The organism is Mycobacterium conspicuum (genome assembly GCF_010730195.1).
GTDB classification, from domain to species: domain Bacteria; phylum Actinomycetota; class Actinomycetes; order Mycobacteriales; family Mycobacteriaceae; genus Mycobacterium; species Mycobacterium conspicuum.
Genome location: NZ_AP022613.1, coordinates 381,234 through 397,403 on the forward strand (window position 1 = coordinate 381,234; position 16,170 = coordinate 397,403).

At 69.2% G+C, this 16,170-nt stretch carries 18 protein-coding genes; 12 read left to right on the forward strand and 6 right to left on the reverse strand.

Translation table 11 applies throughout. The features are described 5' to 3' along the window. Positions 1-24 precede the first annotated feature (24 nt). Positions 25-1,035 carry a prenyltransferase gene (locus tag G6N66_RS01790; protein WP_163645762.1) on the reverse strand — a complete coding sequence of 337 codons (1,011 nt, stop codon included), beginning with the start codon at positions 1,033-1,035 and terminating at the stop codon, positions 25-27. Continuing rightward, on the reverse strand, positions 1,028-1,720 hold the full coding sequence (locus tag G6N66_RS01795) for a TetR/AcrR family transcriptional regulator (RefSeq protein WP_085235618.1): 693 nt from the start codon (positions 1,718-1,720) through the stop codon (positions 1,028-1,030). Before G6N66_RS01795 ends, G6N66_RS01790 begins: the two co-directional genes overlap by 8 nt. A gap of 142 nt (positions 1,721-1,862) precedes the next feature. On the opposite strand from G6N66_RS01795, the gene G6N66_RS01800 reads away from it, so the two are divergent. From G6N66_RS01800 to deoC, 6 genes are all read left to right on the forward strand, one after another. Further along, positions 1,863-3,224 (forward strand): DUF445 domain-containing protein, encoded by a 1,362-nt coding sequence (locus G6N66_RS01800; protein WP_085235617.1) that lies wholly within the window; start codon positions 1,863-1,865, stop codon positions 3,222-3,224. Between the two features lie 85 nt (positions 3,225-3,309). Then, positions 3,310-3,759 carry a helix-turn-helix domain-containing protein gene (locus G6N66_RS01805; protein WP_085235715.1) on the forward strand — a complete coding sequence of 150 codons (450 nt, stop codon included), beginning with the start codon at positions 3,310-3,312 and terminating at the stop codon, positions 3,757-3,759. Between the two features lie 319 nt (positions 3,760-4,078). Continuing rightward, the gene (locus G6N66_RS01810) at positions 4,079-4,711 is read left to right on the forward strand and encodes a heparin-binding hemagglutinin (RefSeq protein WP_085235616.1); all 633 of its coding nucleotides are present in this window, start codon (positions 4,079-4,081) and stop codon (positions 4,709-4,711) included. A 96-nt stretch (positions 4,712-4,807) separates the two neighbouring features. Beyond that, complete coding sequence (locus tag G6N66_RS01815; RefSeq protein WP_139825468.1) at positions 4,808-5,080, forward strand: DUF2516 family protein; 273 nt, start codon at positions 4,808-4,810, stop codon at positions 5,078-5,080. A gap of 16 nt (positions 5,081-5,096) precedes the next feature. Further along, positions 5,097-5,501, forward strand: a complete 405-nt coding sequence (locus G6N66_RS01820) for a DUF2599 domain-containing protein (protein ID WP_085235714.1) — start codon at positions 5,097-5,099, stop codon at positions 5,499-5,501. Further along, positions 5,501-6,172: a deoxyribose-phosphate aldolase gene (gene deoC, locus G6N66_RS01825; RefSeq protein ID WP_085235614.1), complete on the forward strand. Its 672-nt coding sequence runs from the start codon at positions 5,501-5,503 to the stop codon at positions 6,170-6,172. Before G6N66_RS01820 ends, deoC begins: the two co-directional genes overlap by 1 nt. On the opposite strand, the gene G6N66_RS01830 is transcribed toward deoC, so the two are convergent. Genes G6N66_RS01830 through G6N66_RS01840 form a run of 3 tightly spaced genes read right to left on the reverse strand, consistent with a single transcriptional unit; the run spans position 6,159 to position 8,588 of the window. After that, the gene (locus tag G6N66_RS01830; RefSeq protein WP_139825467.1) at positions 6,159-7,217 is read right to left on the reverse strand and encodes an LmeA family phospholipid-binding protein; all 1,059 of its coding nucleotides are present in this window, start codon (positions 7,215-7,217) and stop codon (positions 6,159-6,161) included. The two genes, deoC and G6N66_RS01830, sit on opposite strands and share 14 nt — an antisense overlap. Next, positions 7,214-8,056, reverse strand: a complete 843-nt coding sequence (locus G6N66_RS01835; protein ID WP_085235612.1) for a carbon-nitrogen hydrolase family protein — start codon at positions 8,054-8,056, stop codon at positions 7,214-7,216. The genes G6N66_RS01830 and G6N66_RS01835 overlap by 4 nt, the downstream gene beginning before the upstream one ends. A gap of 10 nt (positions 8,057-8,066) precedes the next feature. Next, positions 8,067-8,588, reverse strand: coding sequence for a DUF2505 domain-containing protein (locus G6N66_RS01840; RefSeq protein WP_085235611.1), 522 nt, complete (start codon positions 8,586-8,588; stop codon positions 8,067-8,069). A gap of 26 nt (positions 8,589-8,614) precedes the next feature. Here G6N66_RS01840 and G6N66_RS01845 point away from each other — a divergent pair, with 26 nt between their 5' ends. Further along, positions 8,615-9,697 (forward strand): UDP-N-acetylmuramate dehydrogenase, encoded by a 1,083-nt coding sequence (locus G6N66_RS01845; RefSeq protein ID WP_085235610.1) that lies wholly within the window; start codon positions 8,615-8,617, stop codon positions 9,695-9,697. Positions 9,698-9,722: 25 nt separating this feature from the next. Continuing rightward, the gene (locus G6N66_RS01850) at positions 9,723-11,096 is read left to right on the forward strand and encodes a L,D-transpeptidase (RefSeq protein ID WP_232079181.1); all 1,374 of its coding nucleotides are present in this window, start codon (positions 9,723-9,725) and stop codon (positions 11,094-11,096) included. Here the strand turns inward: G6N66_RS01850 and G6N66_RS01855 are convergent. After that, positions 11,080-11,829: an SDR family NAD(P)-dependent oxidoreductase gene (locus G6N66_RS01855; RefSeq protein WP_085235608.1), complete on the reverse strand. Its 750-nt coding sequence runs from the start codon at positions 11,827-11,829 to the stop codon at positions 11,080-11,082. The genes G6N66_RS01850 and G6N66_RS01855 overlap by 17 nt on opposite strands. A gap of 183 nt (positions 11,830-12,012) precedes the next feature. Between G6N66_RS01855 and G6N66_RS01860 the strand changes: the two genes are divergently transcribed. From G6N66_RS01860 to G6N66_RS01875, 4 genes are all read left to right on the forward strand, one after another. Beyond that, positions 12,013-13,299 (forward strand): ROK family transcriptional regulator, encoded by a 1,287-nt coding sequence (locus tag G6N66_RS01860; RefSeq protein ID WP_085235607.1) that lies wholly within the window; start codon positions 12,013-12,015, stop codon positions 13,297-13,299. A gap of 37 nt (positions 13,300-13,336) precedes the next feature. Beyond that, complete coding sequence (gene mshA / locus G6N66_RS01865) at positions 13,337-14,680, forward strand: D-inositol-3-phosphate glycosyltransferase (protein ID WP_276013193.1); 1,344 nt, start codon at positions 13,337-13,339, stop codon at positions 14,678-14,680. Continuing rightward, positions 14,677-15,189 (forward strand): type III secretion system chaperone family protein, encoded by a 513-nt coding sequence (locus G6N66_RS01870; RefSeq protein ID WP_085235605.1) that lies wholly within the window; start codon positions 14,677-14,679, stop codon positions 15,187-15,189. The genes mshA and G6N66_RS01870 overlap by 4 nt, the downstream gene beginning before the upstream one ends. Positions 15,190-15,285: 96 nt before the next feature. Beyond that, positions 15,286-16,035 (forward strand): phosphoglyceromutase, encoded by a 750-nt coding sequence (locus tag G6N66_RS01875; RefSeq protein WP_085235604.1) that lies wholly within the window; start codon positions 15,286-15,288, stop codon positions 16,033-16,035. The last annotated feature ends 135 nt before the right edge of the window (positions 16,036-16,170 follow it).

Here is a 16,170-nt window from a genome sequence, read left to right on the forward strand (position 1 = left end):
GCTCGGCGCGGTTGCGCGAGCACGTCACATCGCGCGTAGCGCCGCGCCGATCGCGAGCCCGGCGACGAGCAGCGCACCGGCCTGACGCACGTGCAGCCACGCCAGCGCGGCGTACCAGAGCGGCCATACCGGAAAATTCGGCGGCGGTTCCTCGGGTCTCGGCCGCCGGAAATACGGCCACACCTTGGCCAGCCGGGGCAGCGCCAGCACGACGGCCAGCGCGGGCCACGGCATCGCCCCGACCGCGACGGCGACGGCGACCAGCACGTAGCAGCCGACCATCATCGCCAGGGTCACGACGCGGGCGCGCGCCTCGCCGAGCAGGACCGGCAGGGTTCGGATGCCGAGCGGCTCGTCGTAGGGAATCTTGTCGATGTGCTTGCCCATCAGCACCGTGGTGCACAACAGGCCGTAGGGCAGCGACGCCAGCACCACGTCCCAGCCGAGCGCGCCCACCGCGGAGTAGTACGTTCCGCACACCATCAGCGGACCCCAGACGACGAAAACGTCCGGTTCGCCCAGGCCGCGTTTTTTCAGTCGCAGCGGGGGCGCCGTGTACGCGACGCTCAAGGCGAACCCGCTGAGCGCAAACGCCACCACGGGCCAGCCGCGAGCCCACGCCAGCGTCACCAGGATCGCGAGATCGGCCAGGTTCACCAGTAGGATCGCCAGGCTCAGCGTGCGGCGGCTGACCAGACCGGACAGCACCGGATGCGGTGCGTAGAGGGCGCGCGGATAGTCGGCGCTGTCGGTGCCGACCTTCGTGTCGTACAGGTCGTTCATCAGGTTGTTTGCCGTGTGCGCCAACGTGATTCCCAGCACCGCCAGCACCAGCCAGCGCCAGTCCAGGCCGGGCTTGCCGACCGCCAGCAGCGCCGCCACCAAACCGGAAAACAGCGTCATCGGCAGCAGCGCCGCGCGCGTCACCACCAGCCAGCGGGTGACGCCGTCGACAGGCCCGCCCGGCGGCGGGTTCGTGGTGCGCAGCGCGTACGCCCACGCCCTGAGCCGTGACCGGGCTTTGGTCTCAGACATTTTCTCGGGGCGGCACGATCGGCGAGGGATGCGGCTCCTCGCGGAACTTCTCCAACGATCCGCCGACCTCGACGATCCCGCACAGCGCGCTCCAACTGAGCATCGTCAGGTAGTCGATCAACTCGTCGCTGGTCATCCGCGGGTCCGACATCCACGAGTGGGTGGCCAGCTGCACGCCGCCGACGATCAAGTAGGCCCACGGCTCGGCGCCGCCGGTGTCCATCCCGACCTGCTGCATGCGCCGGCGCATCATCACCGCGATCATGCGGGCGATGATTCGCTCGGAGTCGGCGATCACCTTGCTCTTGCTGGCCGAGCTGTTGGCCATCACGAACCGATAGGGCTCGGGTTCGGCCGCGACGGTCTCGACGTATACCCGGATGACCTCGCGGGTCAGGTCGATGCCATCCAAATTCGAAGTCAGCGCGGCGGCCATGTTGGGAATCAGCGTGGTCTGCGTGAACCGCATCATGACGGCCGTCGTCAAATCGTTTTTGTCGACGAAGTAGCGGTACAGCACGGTCTTGGAGACCCCGATCTCCGCCGCGATCTCGTCCATGCTGATGAAGCGGCCGTGCCGGCGGATCGCCACCAGGGTGCCGTCCACCAGCTCGTTGCGGCGCTCCACCTTGTGTTTGTGCCAGCGCCGCTTACGGCCATCCGTTTTCGCCACCACAGCCGGCATTTGCTCGCCGCCGATCGCCGATTCCCATCTCTCAGTCGCTTCGATAGTACGGCTTCCCGGGCCCACAACCCGTTTCGGCTGCGCCCGCGCCGCTTGCCAGATGTCGTCATCGCACAACGGGGCCCGGGCAATACATGATGGTGTGGTGGCACACAGGGCCCCACTAGGAGACGCAGCGCCGGGTTCGCCGCCGCCGCGCGCGTCGTTCGCCGAATCCTTCGCCGGGGCCGATCCGGCGGCCGATGCGCAGCGGCGGGCCGCGCTGCGCCGGATGAAGCTGGTGGCGCTGAGCTTTTTGATCGGCGCCAGCTGCCTCTTTCTGGCCTGTCGGTGGGCGCAGGCCCAGGGGACGCACGGCGTCACCCTGACCTGGGTGGGCCCGTGGGTGGGGTATGTCGGTGCCGCCGCGGAGGCCGGCATGGTCGGTGCCCTGGCGGACTGGTTCGCGGTGACCGCGCTGTTCAAGCACCCGTTGGGCATACCGATTCCGCACACCGCGATCATCAAGCGCAAGAAGGACCAGCTGGGGGAGGGGCTCGGCACCTTTGTCCGGGAGAACTTCCTGTCGCCGGAGGTGGTGGAGACCAAGCTGCGCGACGCCCAGGTGCCCAGTCGGCTGGGCAAGTGGCTGTCGGATGCCTCGCATGCCCAACGCGTCGCCGGCGAGGCGGCGACCGTGCTGCGGGTGCTGGTGGAACTCCTGCGCGACGACGACGTGCAGCAGGTGATCGACCGGATGATCGTGCGCCGCATCGCCGAGCCGCAGTGGGGTCCGCCGGTGGGCCGGGTGCTGTCCACCCTGCTGGCCGAGAACCGGCAGGAGGCCCTGATCCAGTTGCTGGCCGACCGGGCGTTCCAGTGGTCGCTAAACGCGGGCGAGGTCATCCAGCGGGTGGTGGAGCGCGACTCGCCCACCTGGTCGCCGCGGTTCATCGACCATCTGGTCGGCGACCGGATCCACCGCGAGCTGATGGACTTCACCGACAAGGTGCGACGCAACCCCGACCACGAACTACGGCGGTCGGCGACCCGTTTCCTGTTCGAGTTCGCCGACGATCTGCAGCACGACGCCGACACCATCGCGCGCGCCGACGCGATCAAAGAGCAGCTGATGGCCCGCGACGAGATCGCTTCCGCCGCCGCGACGGCGTGGAAGACGCTCAAACGGCTGGTGCTCGAAGGCGTCGACGACCCGTCCAGCGCGTTGCGCACCCGCATCGCCGACACCGTGGTGCACATCGGGGAATCGCTGCGCGACGACGCCGAGCTGCGCGACAAGGTGGACAACTGGATGGTGCGCGCGGCCGAGCACCTGGTTTCGCAGTATGGGGTGGAGATCACAGCGATCATCACCGACACCATCGAGCGCTGGGACGCCGAGGAGGCCAGCCGGCGGATCGAGCTGCACGTCGGCCGTGACCTGCAATTCATCCGGATCAACGGGACGGTGGTGGGCGCCCTGGCGGGGTTGGTGATCTACGCGGCCGCCCAGCTGCTGTTCTAAGGTGTGCTAACAAGTGCTTGCAAAAGCAAGCACTTGTAGTAGTCTGGTGCCCGTCAGGATCAAGCATCAGGTTCAGGAGTTCGCGATGGCATCGGAGGAGAAGCTCTCCACCAAGGTGTCGACGGCGGCCTCCGACATGGCCTCGGACCTCGGCAGCTTCATCAGGGACCTGCGCGAGAACGCACAGGTTTCCGTTCGGCAACTCGCCGAGCGGTCGGGTGTCAGCAATCCCTACCTGAGCCAGGTCGAGCGGGGGTTGCGCAAACCGTCCGCCGATGTCCTGAACCAGATCGCGAAGGCACTGCGGATCTCCGCCGAGGTCCTCTACGTGCGGGCCGGCATCCTCGAGCCCAGCGACAAAAGTCAAGTGCGCGACGCCATCATCACCGACTCGGCGATCACCGAGCGGCAGAAGCAAGTCCTGCTCGACATCTATGCGTCGTTCGCGCTGCAAAACGAATCCACCCTTGAGGACTGTCCGACCCAAACCGACACCCCGGCCGACCCTGGCGCAAATCATGTCGGGGATGTCTAGACGACGGACCACCTGGTTACCCCGTACGGGGGTTTCGGTCTCAGGTGGCCACGGCTTCTGCAAATAAATAAGGAAAGCCGGCTGTCGCCCGGTGTGACGTCCGGACCGGTCGGCCCGGGCCAATCACGAAACCGATCTTGAACCGACCCGACGAATCAGGAGGTCATCTGCAGGCGCGTGCGAAGTCAATCCGCGGGTCTTGACTACTTCTCGCCGAAGAGCCGACGCTTGCCGCCCAATGTTTTTGAGTCAATTCGCCAGACCCATCAGTAAATGTCAGTAAATGCCGCCAAATAACGGATTTCAGGAAGGAATAACCATGGCTGACAACCCGAACATCGAAGACCTGCGCGCTCCACTGCTGGCAGCGCTGGGCGCGGCCGACCTGGCCCTCGCCACCGTCAACGAGCTGATCTCGGACCTGCGGGATCGCGCCGGCGAGACCCGCAGCGACACCCGTAGCCGCGTCGAGGAGAGCCGCGCCCGCCTGACCAAGCTGCAGGAGGACCTGCCCGAGCAGCTGCGCGAGCTGCGCGACCGGTTCACCTCCGACGAGCTGCGCAAGGCCGCCGAGGGTTACCTGGAGGCCGCGACCAGCCGGTACAACGAGCTGGTCGAGCGCGGCGAGGCCGCCCTGGACCGGATCCGCTCCCAGTCGACCTTCGAGGACGCCTCGGCCCGCGCCCAGGCGTCGGTGGACCAGGCCGTGGAGCTGACCCAGGAGGCCCTGGGCACCGTGTCGTCGCGGACCCGCGCGGTCGGCGAGCGCGCCGCCAAGCTGGTCGGTATCGACCTGCCGAAGAAGGCCGGTTCGGCCAACAAGGCCCCGGCCGCCAAGACGGCTCCGATCAAGAAGGCCGCTCCGGTCAAGAAGGCTCCGAAGGCCATGGCCAAGAAGGCTCCGGCCAAGAAGGCCAAGGCTGTTCCGGCCAAGAAGGTCACCCAGAAATAGTTCAACCACTCGACTCCGAGTTGCCCGCGCGATGCTTGCGCATCGCCAAGGCAACTCGGAGTCGACGTTTCGGGCACTCACCCATACCCTTGTTACGTGCCTCCCCTCGTGGAAACCGTTTTACGGGTCTTACAGCTCGCCGTCCTGGTAACCGCCGTGTACGCATTTGTGCACGCGGCCATGCAGCGGCCCGATGCGTATACCGCCGCCGAGAAACTGACCAAGCCGGTGTGGCTGATCATCCTCGGCGTGGCCGCGGCCCTGACCTTGATCGGCGTGTTCGGGATGGCGATCGCCGCCTGCGCGGCCGGTATCTATCTGGTCGACGTGCGGCCCAAACTTCTTGACATTCAAGGTAAGTCGCGCTAACTGCGTGGGTGCCGTCGTGCAAAGCACCGCCACGTCGGCGGCGCTGCTGGTCGTGCTGCTGGGCGCCCCGCCCGCGCTGGCGGATCCGGGCAGGTACGTCGACCACACCGAGTGGACGCACTGGGGGCGACTGACCAGCCTGCGCGTGTATCCCACACCGTTGGCGCGGCTGGCCGCCCGGCAGCCCGGGACCGCGGGCATCTCCGGGGCCGCCGACGAGGCCTGGACCGAAGTCCTGACCCGCTCGCCGGACGCCGACACCCCCGGCATGCGCGCCCAGTTCCTCTGTCATTGGCAGGTGGCCGAATTCGCGCAGCCCGGCAAAACCAGCTGGAACCTCGAGCCGTGGCGCCCGGTCGTCGACGACGCCCAGATGGCGGCGTCGGGCTGCAATCCCGGCGGCCCGGAGGAACCGTTCTGATGCGACCCACGCGCGCGCAGCTGGCCGCCCTGGTCGACCACACGCTGCTCAAACCCGAGGCCACCGAGGCTGAGGTGGTCGCCCTGGTCGGCGAGGCGGCCGAGTTGGGCGTCTACGCGGCATGCGTCTCGCCGTCGATGGTGCCGGTCGCGGTGCGGGCCGGCGGTGTGCGGGTCGCCGCGGTGGTGGGTTTTCCGTCGGGCAAGCACCTGTCGTCAGTCAAGGCCGTCGAGGCGGCCCAGGCCGTCGCGGCCGGTGCGAGCGAGATCGACATGGTCATCGACATCGGGGCGGCGCTAGCGGGTGACATCGGCGCGGTGCGCAGCGACATCGCGGCGGTGCGTGACGCGACGGCCGGGGCGGTGCTCAAGGTGATCGTGGAGTCGGCGGTGCTGTTGGGCAGCGCGCGGGCCACGCTCGCGGAGGTGTGCCGCGCCGCCGAGGCCGCGGGCGCGGACTTCGTCAAGACCTCGACGGGGTTTCATCCCGCCGGCGGGGCTTCGGTCGAAGCCGTCACGATCATGGCCGAAGCCGTCGGACAGCGACTGGGGGTCAAGGCCAGCGGGGGCATCCGCACCACCGCCGCCGCGCTCGCGATGCTCGACGCCGGCGCCACCCGGCTGGGCCTGTCCGGCACCCGGGCGGTGCTCGACGGGCTTACAGGTTGCTAAAGCAGGGGTCCGTGCTGCCGCCGGCGGGGATGGTGGCGTTCTGGGTCGAAAAGTGGCTCCGCACACCGGAAGACGTGACCTGCACGCTGTCCGCGTGAATGCCCAGCGGGAAATTCTTGGTCAGGTTGGCGAAGTACTCGTCCAAGGTCGACTGGACGGTCTCCTTGGGCAGCGTGAACCCCAGCGTGTTGAAGTCGATGATCTGCAGCTGCAGACCGTTGCCCGACACCACCGGCTTGGCCTTGATGTCGTTGAGCATGCCCTTCAGCTCGACGGTCCCGTCGGTCGGCGACGTGATCACGCTGTTGGTGACGAACGGGCCCAGGACCGGAATCGCGTTCTGCACCGACTCCTTGATGCCGTCAGAGCTCCAGGTGATGTCCATGTTGAGGGCGCCGATGGTGCCCTTGGAGTTTCCGCTGTCCTTGAGCCGTACGTTGTCGATGGTCAGGTTGAGCTTCATGCCCTTGGCGTCGCGGATCTGGTTGCCCGCCGTCTGCACCGAGATGTTGGTGAAGTGTTTGGTGGCGACCTGCCACAACACCAACGGCGCCACCCCGAACTTCGCGGTGGCCTTGTCCTTGACCTCACACGCCACCGCGGCGGCGACCTTGTTGTTCGCCTGGTTGCGGAAGTAGAGCTCGGCCCCGATCAGCCCCGCGACGACCAGCGAAACCACGATGATGAGCACCAGCAGGATGGAAAGCGGGTCGCGCAGGCGGCGCTTCCTTTTCGCCGGCGCGGGCTCGGCGTCGGGTGTCCCCGCTCGATCCGTCGGCGCCGCGGGCGGCCTCGGCGGCGGTGGCGGGGCGGGCCGCGGCGGGTTCGGGTTGGCCGCGCCGAACTGCTCGGTCTGCTGCTGCGCCGGGGCGGACGGGACGGCCGTCGTCGGAGGCTCCGGGGCGTGACCAGGTCCGGGATCCCCAGGCCGCATCCGCTCCGTCGGTGCCTGCGGCGGGCCGAACGGGCCCTGGTTACCGGGGGGGTTGCCGGGCGGACCCCACGGCGGCGGCCCTTCGTTGGGTGGTCCTTGCGGGTTGGTCACTTAAGCGATTCTGCCCTATCAACCTGAGCAAAGCTGGAGCGGTTGCGCAGCACCGCGATGCTTTCCCGCGCCGGCGCGACCCGGTCGATGTCGATGTCGGCAACCACCAGTTGCGGGTCCGCGCCGCCGCCCTTCGTTGCCGAGGCCAGCACCTCGCCCAGCGGTGACACCACCAGGCTGCCGCCCACCCCGGTCGGCGAGCCCGGGCCCGAACCCGGGCCGGTCAAGGTGTCGCCGGGGTCGGCCTGACCGGCCGCGAGGACGTAGCTCATCGAGTCCAGCGCCCGGGCACGGGCCAGCAGCGTCCACTGCTCGAGCTTGCCGGGCCCCGAACCCCACGATGCGCAGACGGCGATCACCTGCGCACCGCGGCGGGCCAGTTCCGTGTAGAGCGCCGGAAACCGAACGTCATAGCAAAGGGTCAGCCCCACCCGGACGTCGTCGACCGTGACGACGACCGGTTCGTGCCCCGGCGCGACCGTCCGCGACTCCGTGTAGCCGAACGCGTCGTAGAGATGGATCTTGTCGTAGTGGGCATCGGTGCCCGGACCCACGGCGATCAGCGTGTTTGTCACCCGTCCGTCGTCGGCGGGGGCGAACATCCCGGCGATCACGGTGACGCCGGCCTCGCTGGCGATGCGCCGGACCCCGTCCGCCCAGGGCCCGTCGACCGGCTCGGCGACGGGTCTGAGCGGAACACCGAACCGGCACATGGTCGCCTCGGGGAACACCACCAGCTTCGCGCCGGCATCGGCGGCTTGTCCGGTGTAGTCGCGCACCAGCTCCAGATTCGCCGCCGGATCGGTACCACTGAGGATCTGCGCCAAGGCGATTCGCATGGCCGCAATGTTAGGCGCGGCTATCGAGCCACATCGTGGTGAAGCGTTGTTCCTCCGAGATCAATGTGGTCAGTTGCGCGCCGATCAGCTTCTCCAGCTTGCCGCCGATCAACGGGATGCGGACCTGCACGGTCATCTGGACGTCCAGCTTGGAGCCGCCCGCCGCGGTGGACGAGAGCACGGCGGTACCCGCGACGCTGACCGGGGAATCGAGGACGGAGCCCCGGATGGACGCCGTCGTCGTGCCGTCGGCGAGCGCGCTCCAGGTCTCCTCGCGTCGCACGCACAGATCGCCTCGATGCACCTGCGTGACCACGCTCGGAAGGTTGCGGCGGTGCATCACCTGCAGGGTGACCACATCGATGGTGCCGTCTTGCCCCGATTCGCCGCCGACACGCATCGACTCCAGCTTGGATTCGTCGACGGAGGAAAACTCAAGCCGGCCAAGCCAATAGTCCGCCTCGGTGAAGGCCTGATAAATCTGCTCGACACTGCCGTGGTAGTCGGCGGACACGTCGAATGAGCGCGGCATAGCAGGCCAGGCTACCGTTACGGGCCATGAATCAGAGCGCCGCCGGGTCGCTCTTCGCCGGTGCGCACATCGCCGAGTCGGTGCCGCTGGCGCCGCTGACCACGCTGCGGGTCGGGCCGGTCGCGCGCCGCGTCATCACCTGCACCAACACCGACCAGGTGGTCGCGGTGCTGCGCCGGCTCGACACCCAGCCGCTGGTGTTGGCCGGCGGCTCCAATCTGGTGATCGCCGACACGTTGACCGACCTGACCGTGGTGCGGCTGGCCAATGACGCCATCACGGTCGACGGCAACGTGGTGCGCGCCGAGGCGGGCGCGGTGTGGGACGACGTGGTGGTCGCAACGATCGAGCGCGGCCTGGGCGGGTTGGAATGCCTGTCCGGCATCCCCGGGTCGGCCGGGGCCACCCCGGTGCAGAACGTGGGGGCCTACGGCGCCGAGGTGTCCGACACCATCACCCGGGTCCGGCTGCTGGATCGCCGCAGCGGCGAGGTGCGCTGGGTTGCGGGCAGCGAGTTGGGCTTCGGCTACCGCACCAGCCTGCTCAAGCATTCCGGCGGTCTCGACATCCCCGCTGTGATACTCGAAGTCGAGTTCGCGCTGGACGACTCGGGTCGCAGCGCACCCTTGCGCTACGGCGAGCTGACGGCCGCGCTCGATGCCGCCAGCGGCGAGCGCGCCGACCCGCGGGCGGTACGCGAGGCGGTGCTGGCCCTGCGCGCCCGCAAGGGCATGGTGCTCGACGCCGCCGACCACGACACCTGGAGCGTCGGTTCGTTCTTCACCAACCCGGTGGTCGCCGCGGAGGTCTACGAGCGGCTGGCCGGCCGCGTCGACGGGCAGGTGCCGCACTACCCAGCACCCGACGGCGTCAAGCTGGCCGCCGGCTGGCTGGTGGAGCACGCCGGCTTCGGCAAGGGCTACCCGGACGGCCCGGGTGCTTTTGCTCGCTGCCGGCTGTCCACCAAACATGCGCTTGCTCTAACCAATCGCGGCGGCGCCACGACCGAGGACGTACTGGCGCTCGCCCGCACCGTCCGGGACGGTGTTCGCGACGTGTTTGGTATCACACTCACACCCGAACCCGTCCTGGTCGGGTGCGCGTTATAGCGAGTCTGGCGCAGCGGCCAGGGTTTTGACGTCGTCTCGCCCGGTATCTTTGGATGTCGTGGACACCTCCAGCGCCCCGGACGGACAGGGGCCGATCAATCGGCGTCTGGCCCTGGCCGCGCTGGGGGTCGGGGTGTTTGCGCCGGCCGCCTTGGCGGCCTGCTCGCCCAAGACGATCACCCAGGCGGTCAAGCCGGCACCGCCCTCGCCGCGCCTCACTTTCCAGCCGACCGACGGGGCCGCCGACGTGGTTCCGGTCTCGCCGATCAGCGTCCAGGTCGGCGATGGCTGGCTGCAGCACGTCGCGCTGACGAATTCCTCCGGGAAGGTCGTGGCCGGCGCGCTCAACCGGGACCGCACCGTGTACACGATCACCGAACCGTTGGGTTACGACGCGACCTACACCTGGAGCGGCTCCGCCGTCGGCCACGACGGCAAGGCGGTCGCGCTGAAGGGCAAGTTCAGCACGGTGTCGCCCAGCAAGAAGATCAGCGGCGCCTTCCAGCTGGCCGACGGCCAGACCGTCGGGATCGCGGCGCCGATCATCATCCAGTTCGACGCGCCGATCAGCGACAAGGCGGCGGTGGAAAAGGCACTCACCGTCACCACCGACCCGCCCGTCGAGGGCAGCTGGGCGTGGCTGCCCGACGAGGCGCAGGGTGCCCGCGTGCACTACCGCACCCGCGAGTACTACCCGGCGGGCACCAAGGTCAATGTCAACGCCAAGCTGTACGGGGTGCCGTTCGGCGACGGCGCGTACGGCGCCGACGACATTTCGCTGCGCATCGAGATCGGCCGCCGCCAAGTGGTGAAGGCCGAGGTCACCTCGCACCGCATCCAGGTGGTCACCGATGCCGGCGTCATCATGGACTTCCCCTGCAGCTACGGCGAAGCCGACAAGGCCCGCAATGTCACCCGCAACGGCATCCACGTGGTCACCGAGAAGTACGCCGATTTCTACATGTCCAACCCGGCCGCCGGCTACACCAACGCCCACGAACGCTGGGCGGTGCGGATCTCCAACAACGGCGAGTTCATCCACGCCAACCCGTCGAGCGCGGGCGCGCAGGGCAATTCCAACGTCACCAACGGCTGCATCAACCTGTCCACCGCGGACGCCGCGGAGTACTACCCGACCGCGATGTACGGCGACCCCGTCGAGGTGACGGGCAGCTCGATCCAGCTGTCCTACGCCGACGGCGACATTTGGGACTGGGCCGTGGACTGGGACACCTGGGTGGCGATGTCGGCGCTGCCGCCGGCCAAGGCGCACCCGCCGGCCAGCCAGATTCCGGTCACCGCGCCGGTGACGCCGTCGAACGCACCGAGCCTGTCGGGCACCCCGACGACCTCCACTTCCGAGGCTCCTAGCCCGTCGACGTCTACCCCCGGCGGTTAAACCGGCTCGCGGAAGCCTGGTCGCGCGGCCGGATGATGATCTGATCCAGGTTGACGTGCGAGGGCCGCGATGCCACGAACCCGATCACCTCGGCGACGTCGCCGGCCGTCAGCGGGGTGATCCCGGCGTAGACGGCGTCGGCGCGCTTCTCGTCGCCGTCGAAGCGGACCAGAGAGAACTCGGTTTCGACGGCACCCGGGGCGATCTCGGTGAGCCGCACCGGCTTTCCCAGCAGCTCGCCGCGCAACGTGCGGTGCAGCGCACCCTGGGCGTGCTTGGCCGCCGTATAGCCGGCGCCGCCGTCGTAGGTCTCCATCGCGGCGATCGAGGTGACGGTGACGATCAGGCCGTCGCCGGAGTCGATCAGCTTGGGCAGCAACGCGCGGGTGACCCGCAGGGTGCCCATGACGTTGGTCTCCCACATCCACCGCCAGTGCTCCAGGTCCGCGTCGGCGACGGGCGCCAATCCGCGTGCGCCGCCGGCGTTGTTGACCAGCACATCGACCCGGCCCAAGCCGCTCGCCAGCGCCTGCACCGCCGCGTCGTCTGTGACGTCGGCCACAACCGCGGTGCCGCCGATCTCGTCGGCCAGCGCGCCGATGCGGTCCCGACGACGTGCCACGCCGACGACGTGAAACCCAAGGGCCGCAAGGGTTCTGGCGGTCGCCTCGCCGATCCCGGAACTGGCGCCGGTTACCACGGCAACACGTGCGTTTCCATCGGGTGAAGTCACCCAAGCAACTCTAATAAACGTGCTAAATTTCTCGTGTGCATCTCAGCGCCTTGTTCAACGCTTCGGCCGCGTGCCTTCCCGCGGCCAATGAGTGTTGTTGCCGCGCACTTTGCCGCGCCTGACCCATACGTCAGCCAGTGCGGCCAAGACCGGCCATAGGAACTCAGATCAAAAGGACGCCCGATGCGCAGCACTGCTCTTTCACACCATTCCTCCCTCCACGCAGTCGGCCAGAAGGCCCCGCTGCGCTCCCACCGCCAGATCATGCCGCCGTCGCTGCAGCTGTCGGACTCCGCTGCGGCCTCGGTCTTCCGCGCCGTGCGGTTGCGCGGCCCGGTCGGCCGGGACGTCATCGCCGGGGTCACCTCGCTCAGCATCGCGACGGTGAATCGCCAGGTCATCGCGCTGCTCGACGCCGGTCTGCTGCGGGAGCGCGCCGACCTCGCGGTCTCCGGGGCGATCGGGCGCCCACGGGTGCCCGTCGAGGTCAACCACGAACCCTTCGTGACGCTGGGCATCCACATCGGCGCGCGAACCACCAGCATCGTGGCCACCGACCTGTTCGGCCGCACGCTCGACACGGTCGAGACGCCGACGCCGCTCAGCCCGGCCGGGCCGGCGCTGGCGTCGCTGGCCGACAGCGCGGCGCGCTACCTGCGCCGCTGGCATCGGCGGCGCCCACTGTGGGTCGGCGTGGCCATCGGCGGCGCCGTCGACAGCGCCAGCGGGCATGTCGACCACGCCCGGCTGGGCTGGCGGCAGGCGCCCGTCGGGCCCGTGCTGGCCGACGCGCTGGGCCTGCCGGTGTCGGTGGCCTCGCACGTCGATGCCATGGCCGGGGCCGAGCTGCTGCTGGGCATGCGGCGATTCGCCCCGAGCTCACCGACCAGCCTGTACGTCTATGCCCGCGAGACCGTGGGCTACGCCCTGGTCATCGGCGGTCGGGTGCATTGCCCGACCAGCGGCCCGGGCACGATCGCGCCGCTGCCGGTGCACTCGGAGCTGCTCGGCGGCACCGGCCAGCTGGAGTCCACCGTCAGCGACGAGGCGGTGCTGGCCGCCGCCCGGCGCCTGCGGCTCCTGCCCAGCGCCTCCGCGACCCGCGACCTCCTCCGGGTGGCCCGGGCCGGCAACGGGCAGGCCAAGGAGCTGCTGGCGGAGCGGGCCCGGGTGCTCGGCGAGGCGGTCGCGCTGCTACGCGACCTGCTCAATCCCGACGAGCTGGTGGTCGGCGGGCAGGCCTTCACCGAATATCCGGAGGGCATGGCGGCGGTGGAAGAGGCGTTCACCGCACGCTCGGTGCTGGCGCCGCGCGACATCCGCGTCACCGTCTTCGGCAACCGGGTGCAGGAGGCCGGCGCGGGCATCGTCTCGCTCGGCGGGCTCTACGCCGATCCGCTGAGCGCGATGCGCCGAGCCGGGGCACTGGTGGCGCGGCTGCCCGACGACGCCCCGGGGTCTTCTGCCTGACGGGCCCGAACCGGGTTGCTGTAAAGATGAAGGGGTGTTGCCTTCCAACCGGAGCCCGGTAGTGACACCCCCTCGCCGGGTCGCGGTGCTGGCGGTACACACCTCCCCGCTGGCCCAGCCGGGCATCGGCGACGCCGGCGGCATGAACGTCTACGTGCTGCAGAGCGCGCTGCACCTGGCCCGTCGGGGCATCGAAGTGGAGATCTTCACCCGGGCGACCGCCTCGGCCGACCCGCCGTGTGTGCAGGTGGCGCCCGGTGTCCTGGTGCGCAACGTGGTGGCCGGGCCGTTCGAGGGTCTGGACAAATACGATCTGCCCACCCAGCTGTGCGGGTTCGCGGCCGGGGTGCTGCGCGCCGAAGCGGCCCACGAACCCGGCTACTACGACATCGTGCACTCGCACTACTGGCTGTCCGGTCAGGTCGGCTGGCTGGCCCGCGACCGGTGGGCGGTGCCGTTGGTGCACACCGCGCACACGCTCGCCGCGGTCAAGAACGCCGCGCTGGCCGACGGTGACACTCCCGAGCCGCCGCTGCGCACGGTCGGTGAGCAGCAGGTCGTCGACGAGGCGGATCGGCTGATCGTCAACACCGATGATGAAGCGCGACAACTGATTTCGCTGCACCACGCCGATCCCGCGCGAATCGACGTGGTGCATCCCGGTGTCGACCTGGACGTGTTCCGCCCGGGGGATCGGCGCGCCGCCCGGGCCGCGCTGGGGTTGCCGGCCGACGACCCGCTGGTTGCGTTCGTCGGACGTATCCAGCCGCTGAAGGCGCCCGACGTCGTGCTGCGCGCGGCCGCCAGGCTGCCGGGCGTGCGCGTCGTGGTGGCCGGTGGCCCGTCGGGCAGCGGTCTGTCGTCTCGGGCCGCTGGGCCGGACGGCCTGGCGCGGCTGGCCGACGAACTCGGCATCGGCGATCGGGTGACCTTTTTGCCGCCGCAGTCCCGCGCGGATCTGGCCACCCTGTTCCAGGCGGCCGACCTGGTCGCGGTGCCGAGCTACTCGGAGTCGTTCGGGCTGGTCGCGGTCGAGGCGGAGGCCTGCGGCACGCCGGTGGTGGCGGCCGCGGTCGGCGGACTGCCGGTCGTGGTGCGTGACGGCATCACCGGCGCCCTGGTGGCCGGGCATGAGCCCGGTCAGTGGGCCGACGCGCTCGACCGGGTGCTGCGCCTCGATGCCCCGCGGTCGCAGGCGATGAGCCGCGCCGCCGTCGCACACGCGGCCACCTTCTCGTGGGAACACACCACCGACGCGCTGCTGGCCAGTTATCGGCGCGCGATCCGCGAGTTCACCGCCGAGCGGCAGCGCCGGGTCCGTGACCGGGCGTCCATGCGCACGCCGCGCCGGTGGGCGCCGCGCCGCGGTGTCGACGCATGAGCCCATCCGTGCAGGCCGTCATCGAGGACGCGCTGAAGGCCAGCCAGCTGACCTATTCGGAGCACGCGGGCGCGCACGGCGGCCCGTCCGGGCTGATCGTCGAGCTGCCCGGCGAGCGCAAGCTCAAGACCAACACGATCCTGAGCATCGGCGAGCATTCCGTGCGCGTCGAAGCGTTCGTGTGCCGCAAACCCGACGAGAACCACGAGGGTGTCTACCGCTTCCTGCTCAAGCGCAACCGGCGGCTCTACGGGGTGGCCTACACGCTGGACAACGTCGGCGACATCTACCTGGTGGGCCGCATGTCGCTGGCGTCGGTCGACGCCGAGGAGATCGACCGGGTGCTCGGGCAGGTGCTCGAAGCGGTGGACGCGGACTTTAATACGTTGCTGGAGTTGGGTTTTCGGTCCTCGATTCAAAAAGAGTGGGAGTGGCGGGTGTCTCGCGGCGAGTCGCTGAAGAACCTGGAGGCGTTCGCGCACCTGATCGACGACGAGGACGACGACTAGCGCCGCGAGCGTGACCGGGCTGCGAAATAGCGCGCCCGATTTCGCAGTGCGGTAACGCTCGGCGAGCGTCGGAGGGTGCGTGAGAAACTAACCCGCATGGGAGACACTGCCACCCTGGTGTTGCTGCGCCACGGCGAGAGCGAATGGAATGCCCTCAACCTGTTCACCGGCTGGGTCGACGTCGGGCTCACCGACAAGGGCCGCGCCGAGGCGGTGCGCGCCGGCGAGCTGATCGCCGAGCACAACCTGGCGCCCGATGTGCTCTACACGTCGCTGCTGCGGCGCGCGATCACCACCGCGCACCTGGCCCTGGACACCGCCGACCGGCTGTGGCTGCCGGTGCGGCGCACCTGGCGGCTCAACGAGCGCCACTACGGCGCGCTGCAGGGGCTGGACAAGGCCCAGACGAAGGCGCAGTACGGCGAAGAGCAGTTCATGGCGTGGCGGCGCAGCTATGACACGCCGCCGCCACCGATCGAGAAGGGCAGCAAGTTCAGCCAGGACGCCGATCCGCGCTACACCGACATCGGCGGCGGCCCGCTGACCGAATGCCTGGCCGACGTGGTGGCCCGGTTCCTGCCGTACTTCACCGACGTGATCGTGCCGGACCTGCGGTTCGGCAAGACGGTGCTGATCGTGGCGCACGGCAACTCGTTGCGCGCGCTGGTCAAGCACCTGGACCAGGTGTCCGACGACGAAATCGCCGGACTGAACATCCCGACCGGCATTCCGCTGCGCTACGACCTGGACGCCGAGATGCGCCCGGTGGTGCCCGGCGGCACCTACCTCGACCCGGAGGCGGCCGCCGCGGGTGCGGCGGCGGTGGCCAATCAGGGACGCGGGTAGCGTTCTCCGGCATTGACCGCATCGGGCGAGGCTCGAAAGCCCCGTTTTCCGAACACTCTGTGAACAGCAGCGGAACACCTGTAGCGCAAAGTGTGACTTGTCCGATTTTGGCCTCGCTCCGCTAGGGCGGCGTTC

What these genes read in the sequence shown, in the direction of transcription:
- G6N66_RS01790 (WP_163645762.1), bottom strand. Translation starts at nt 1,035, where the DNA reads ATGTCTGAGACCAAAGCCCGGTCACGGCTCAGGGCGTGGGCGTACGCG.
- G6N66_RS01795 (WP_085235618.1), bottom strand. Translation starts at nt 1,720, where the DNA reads ATGCCGGCTGTGGTGGCGAAAACGGATGGCCGTAAGCGGCGCTGGCAC.
- G6N66_RS01805 (WP_085235715.1), top strand. Translation starts at nt 3,310, where the DNA reads ATGGCATCGGAGGAGAAGCTCTCCACCAAGGTGTCGACGGCGGCCTCC.
- G6N66_RS01810 (WP_085235616.1), top strand. Translation starts at nt 4,079, where the DNA reads ATGGCTGACAACCCGAACATCGAAGACCTGCGCGCTCCACTGCTGGCA.
- deoC (WP_085235614.1), top strand. Translation starts at nt 5,501, where the DNA reads ATGCGACCCACGCGCGCGCAGCTGGCCGCCCTGGTCGACCACACGCTG.
- G6N66_RS01835 (WP_085235612.1), bottom strand. Translation starts at nt 8,056, where the DNA reads ATGCGAATCGCCTTGGCGCAGATCCTCAGTGGTACCGATCCGGCGGCG.
- G6N66_RS01840 (WP_085235611.1), bottom strand. Translation starts at nt 8,588, where the DNA reads ATGCCGCGCTCATTCGACGTGTCCGCCGACTACCACGGCAGTGTCGAG.
- G6N66_RS01845 (WP_085235610.1), top strand. Translation starts at nt 8,615, where the DNA reads ATGAATCAGAGCGCCGCCGGGTCGCTCTTCGCCGGTGCGCACATCGCC.
- G6N66_RS01860 (WP_085235607.1), top strand. Translation starts at nt 12,013, where the DNA reads ATGCGCAGCACTGCTCTTTCACACCATTCCTCCCTCCACGCAGTCGGC.
- G6N66_RS01870 (WP_085235605.1), top strand. Translation starts at nt 14,677, where the DNA reads ATGAGCCCATCCGTGCAGGCCGTCATCGAGGACGCGCTGAAGGCCAGC.
- G6N66_RS01875 (WP_085235604.1), top strand. Translation starts at nt 15,286, where the DNA reads ATGGGAGACACTGCCACCCTGGTGTTGCTGCGCCACGGCGAGAGCGAA.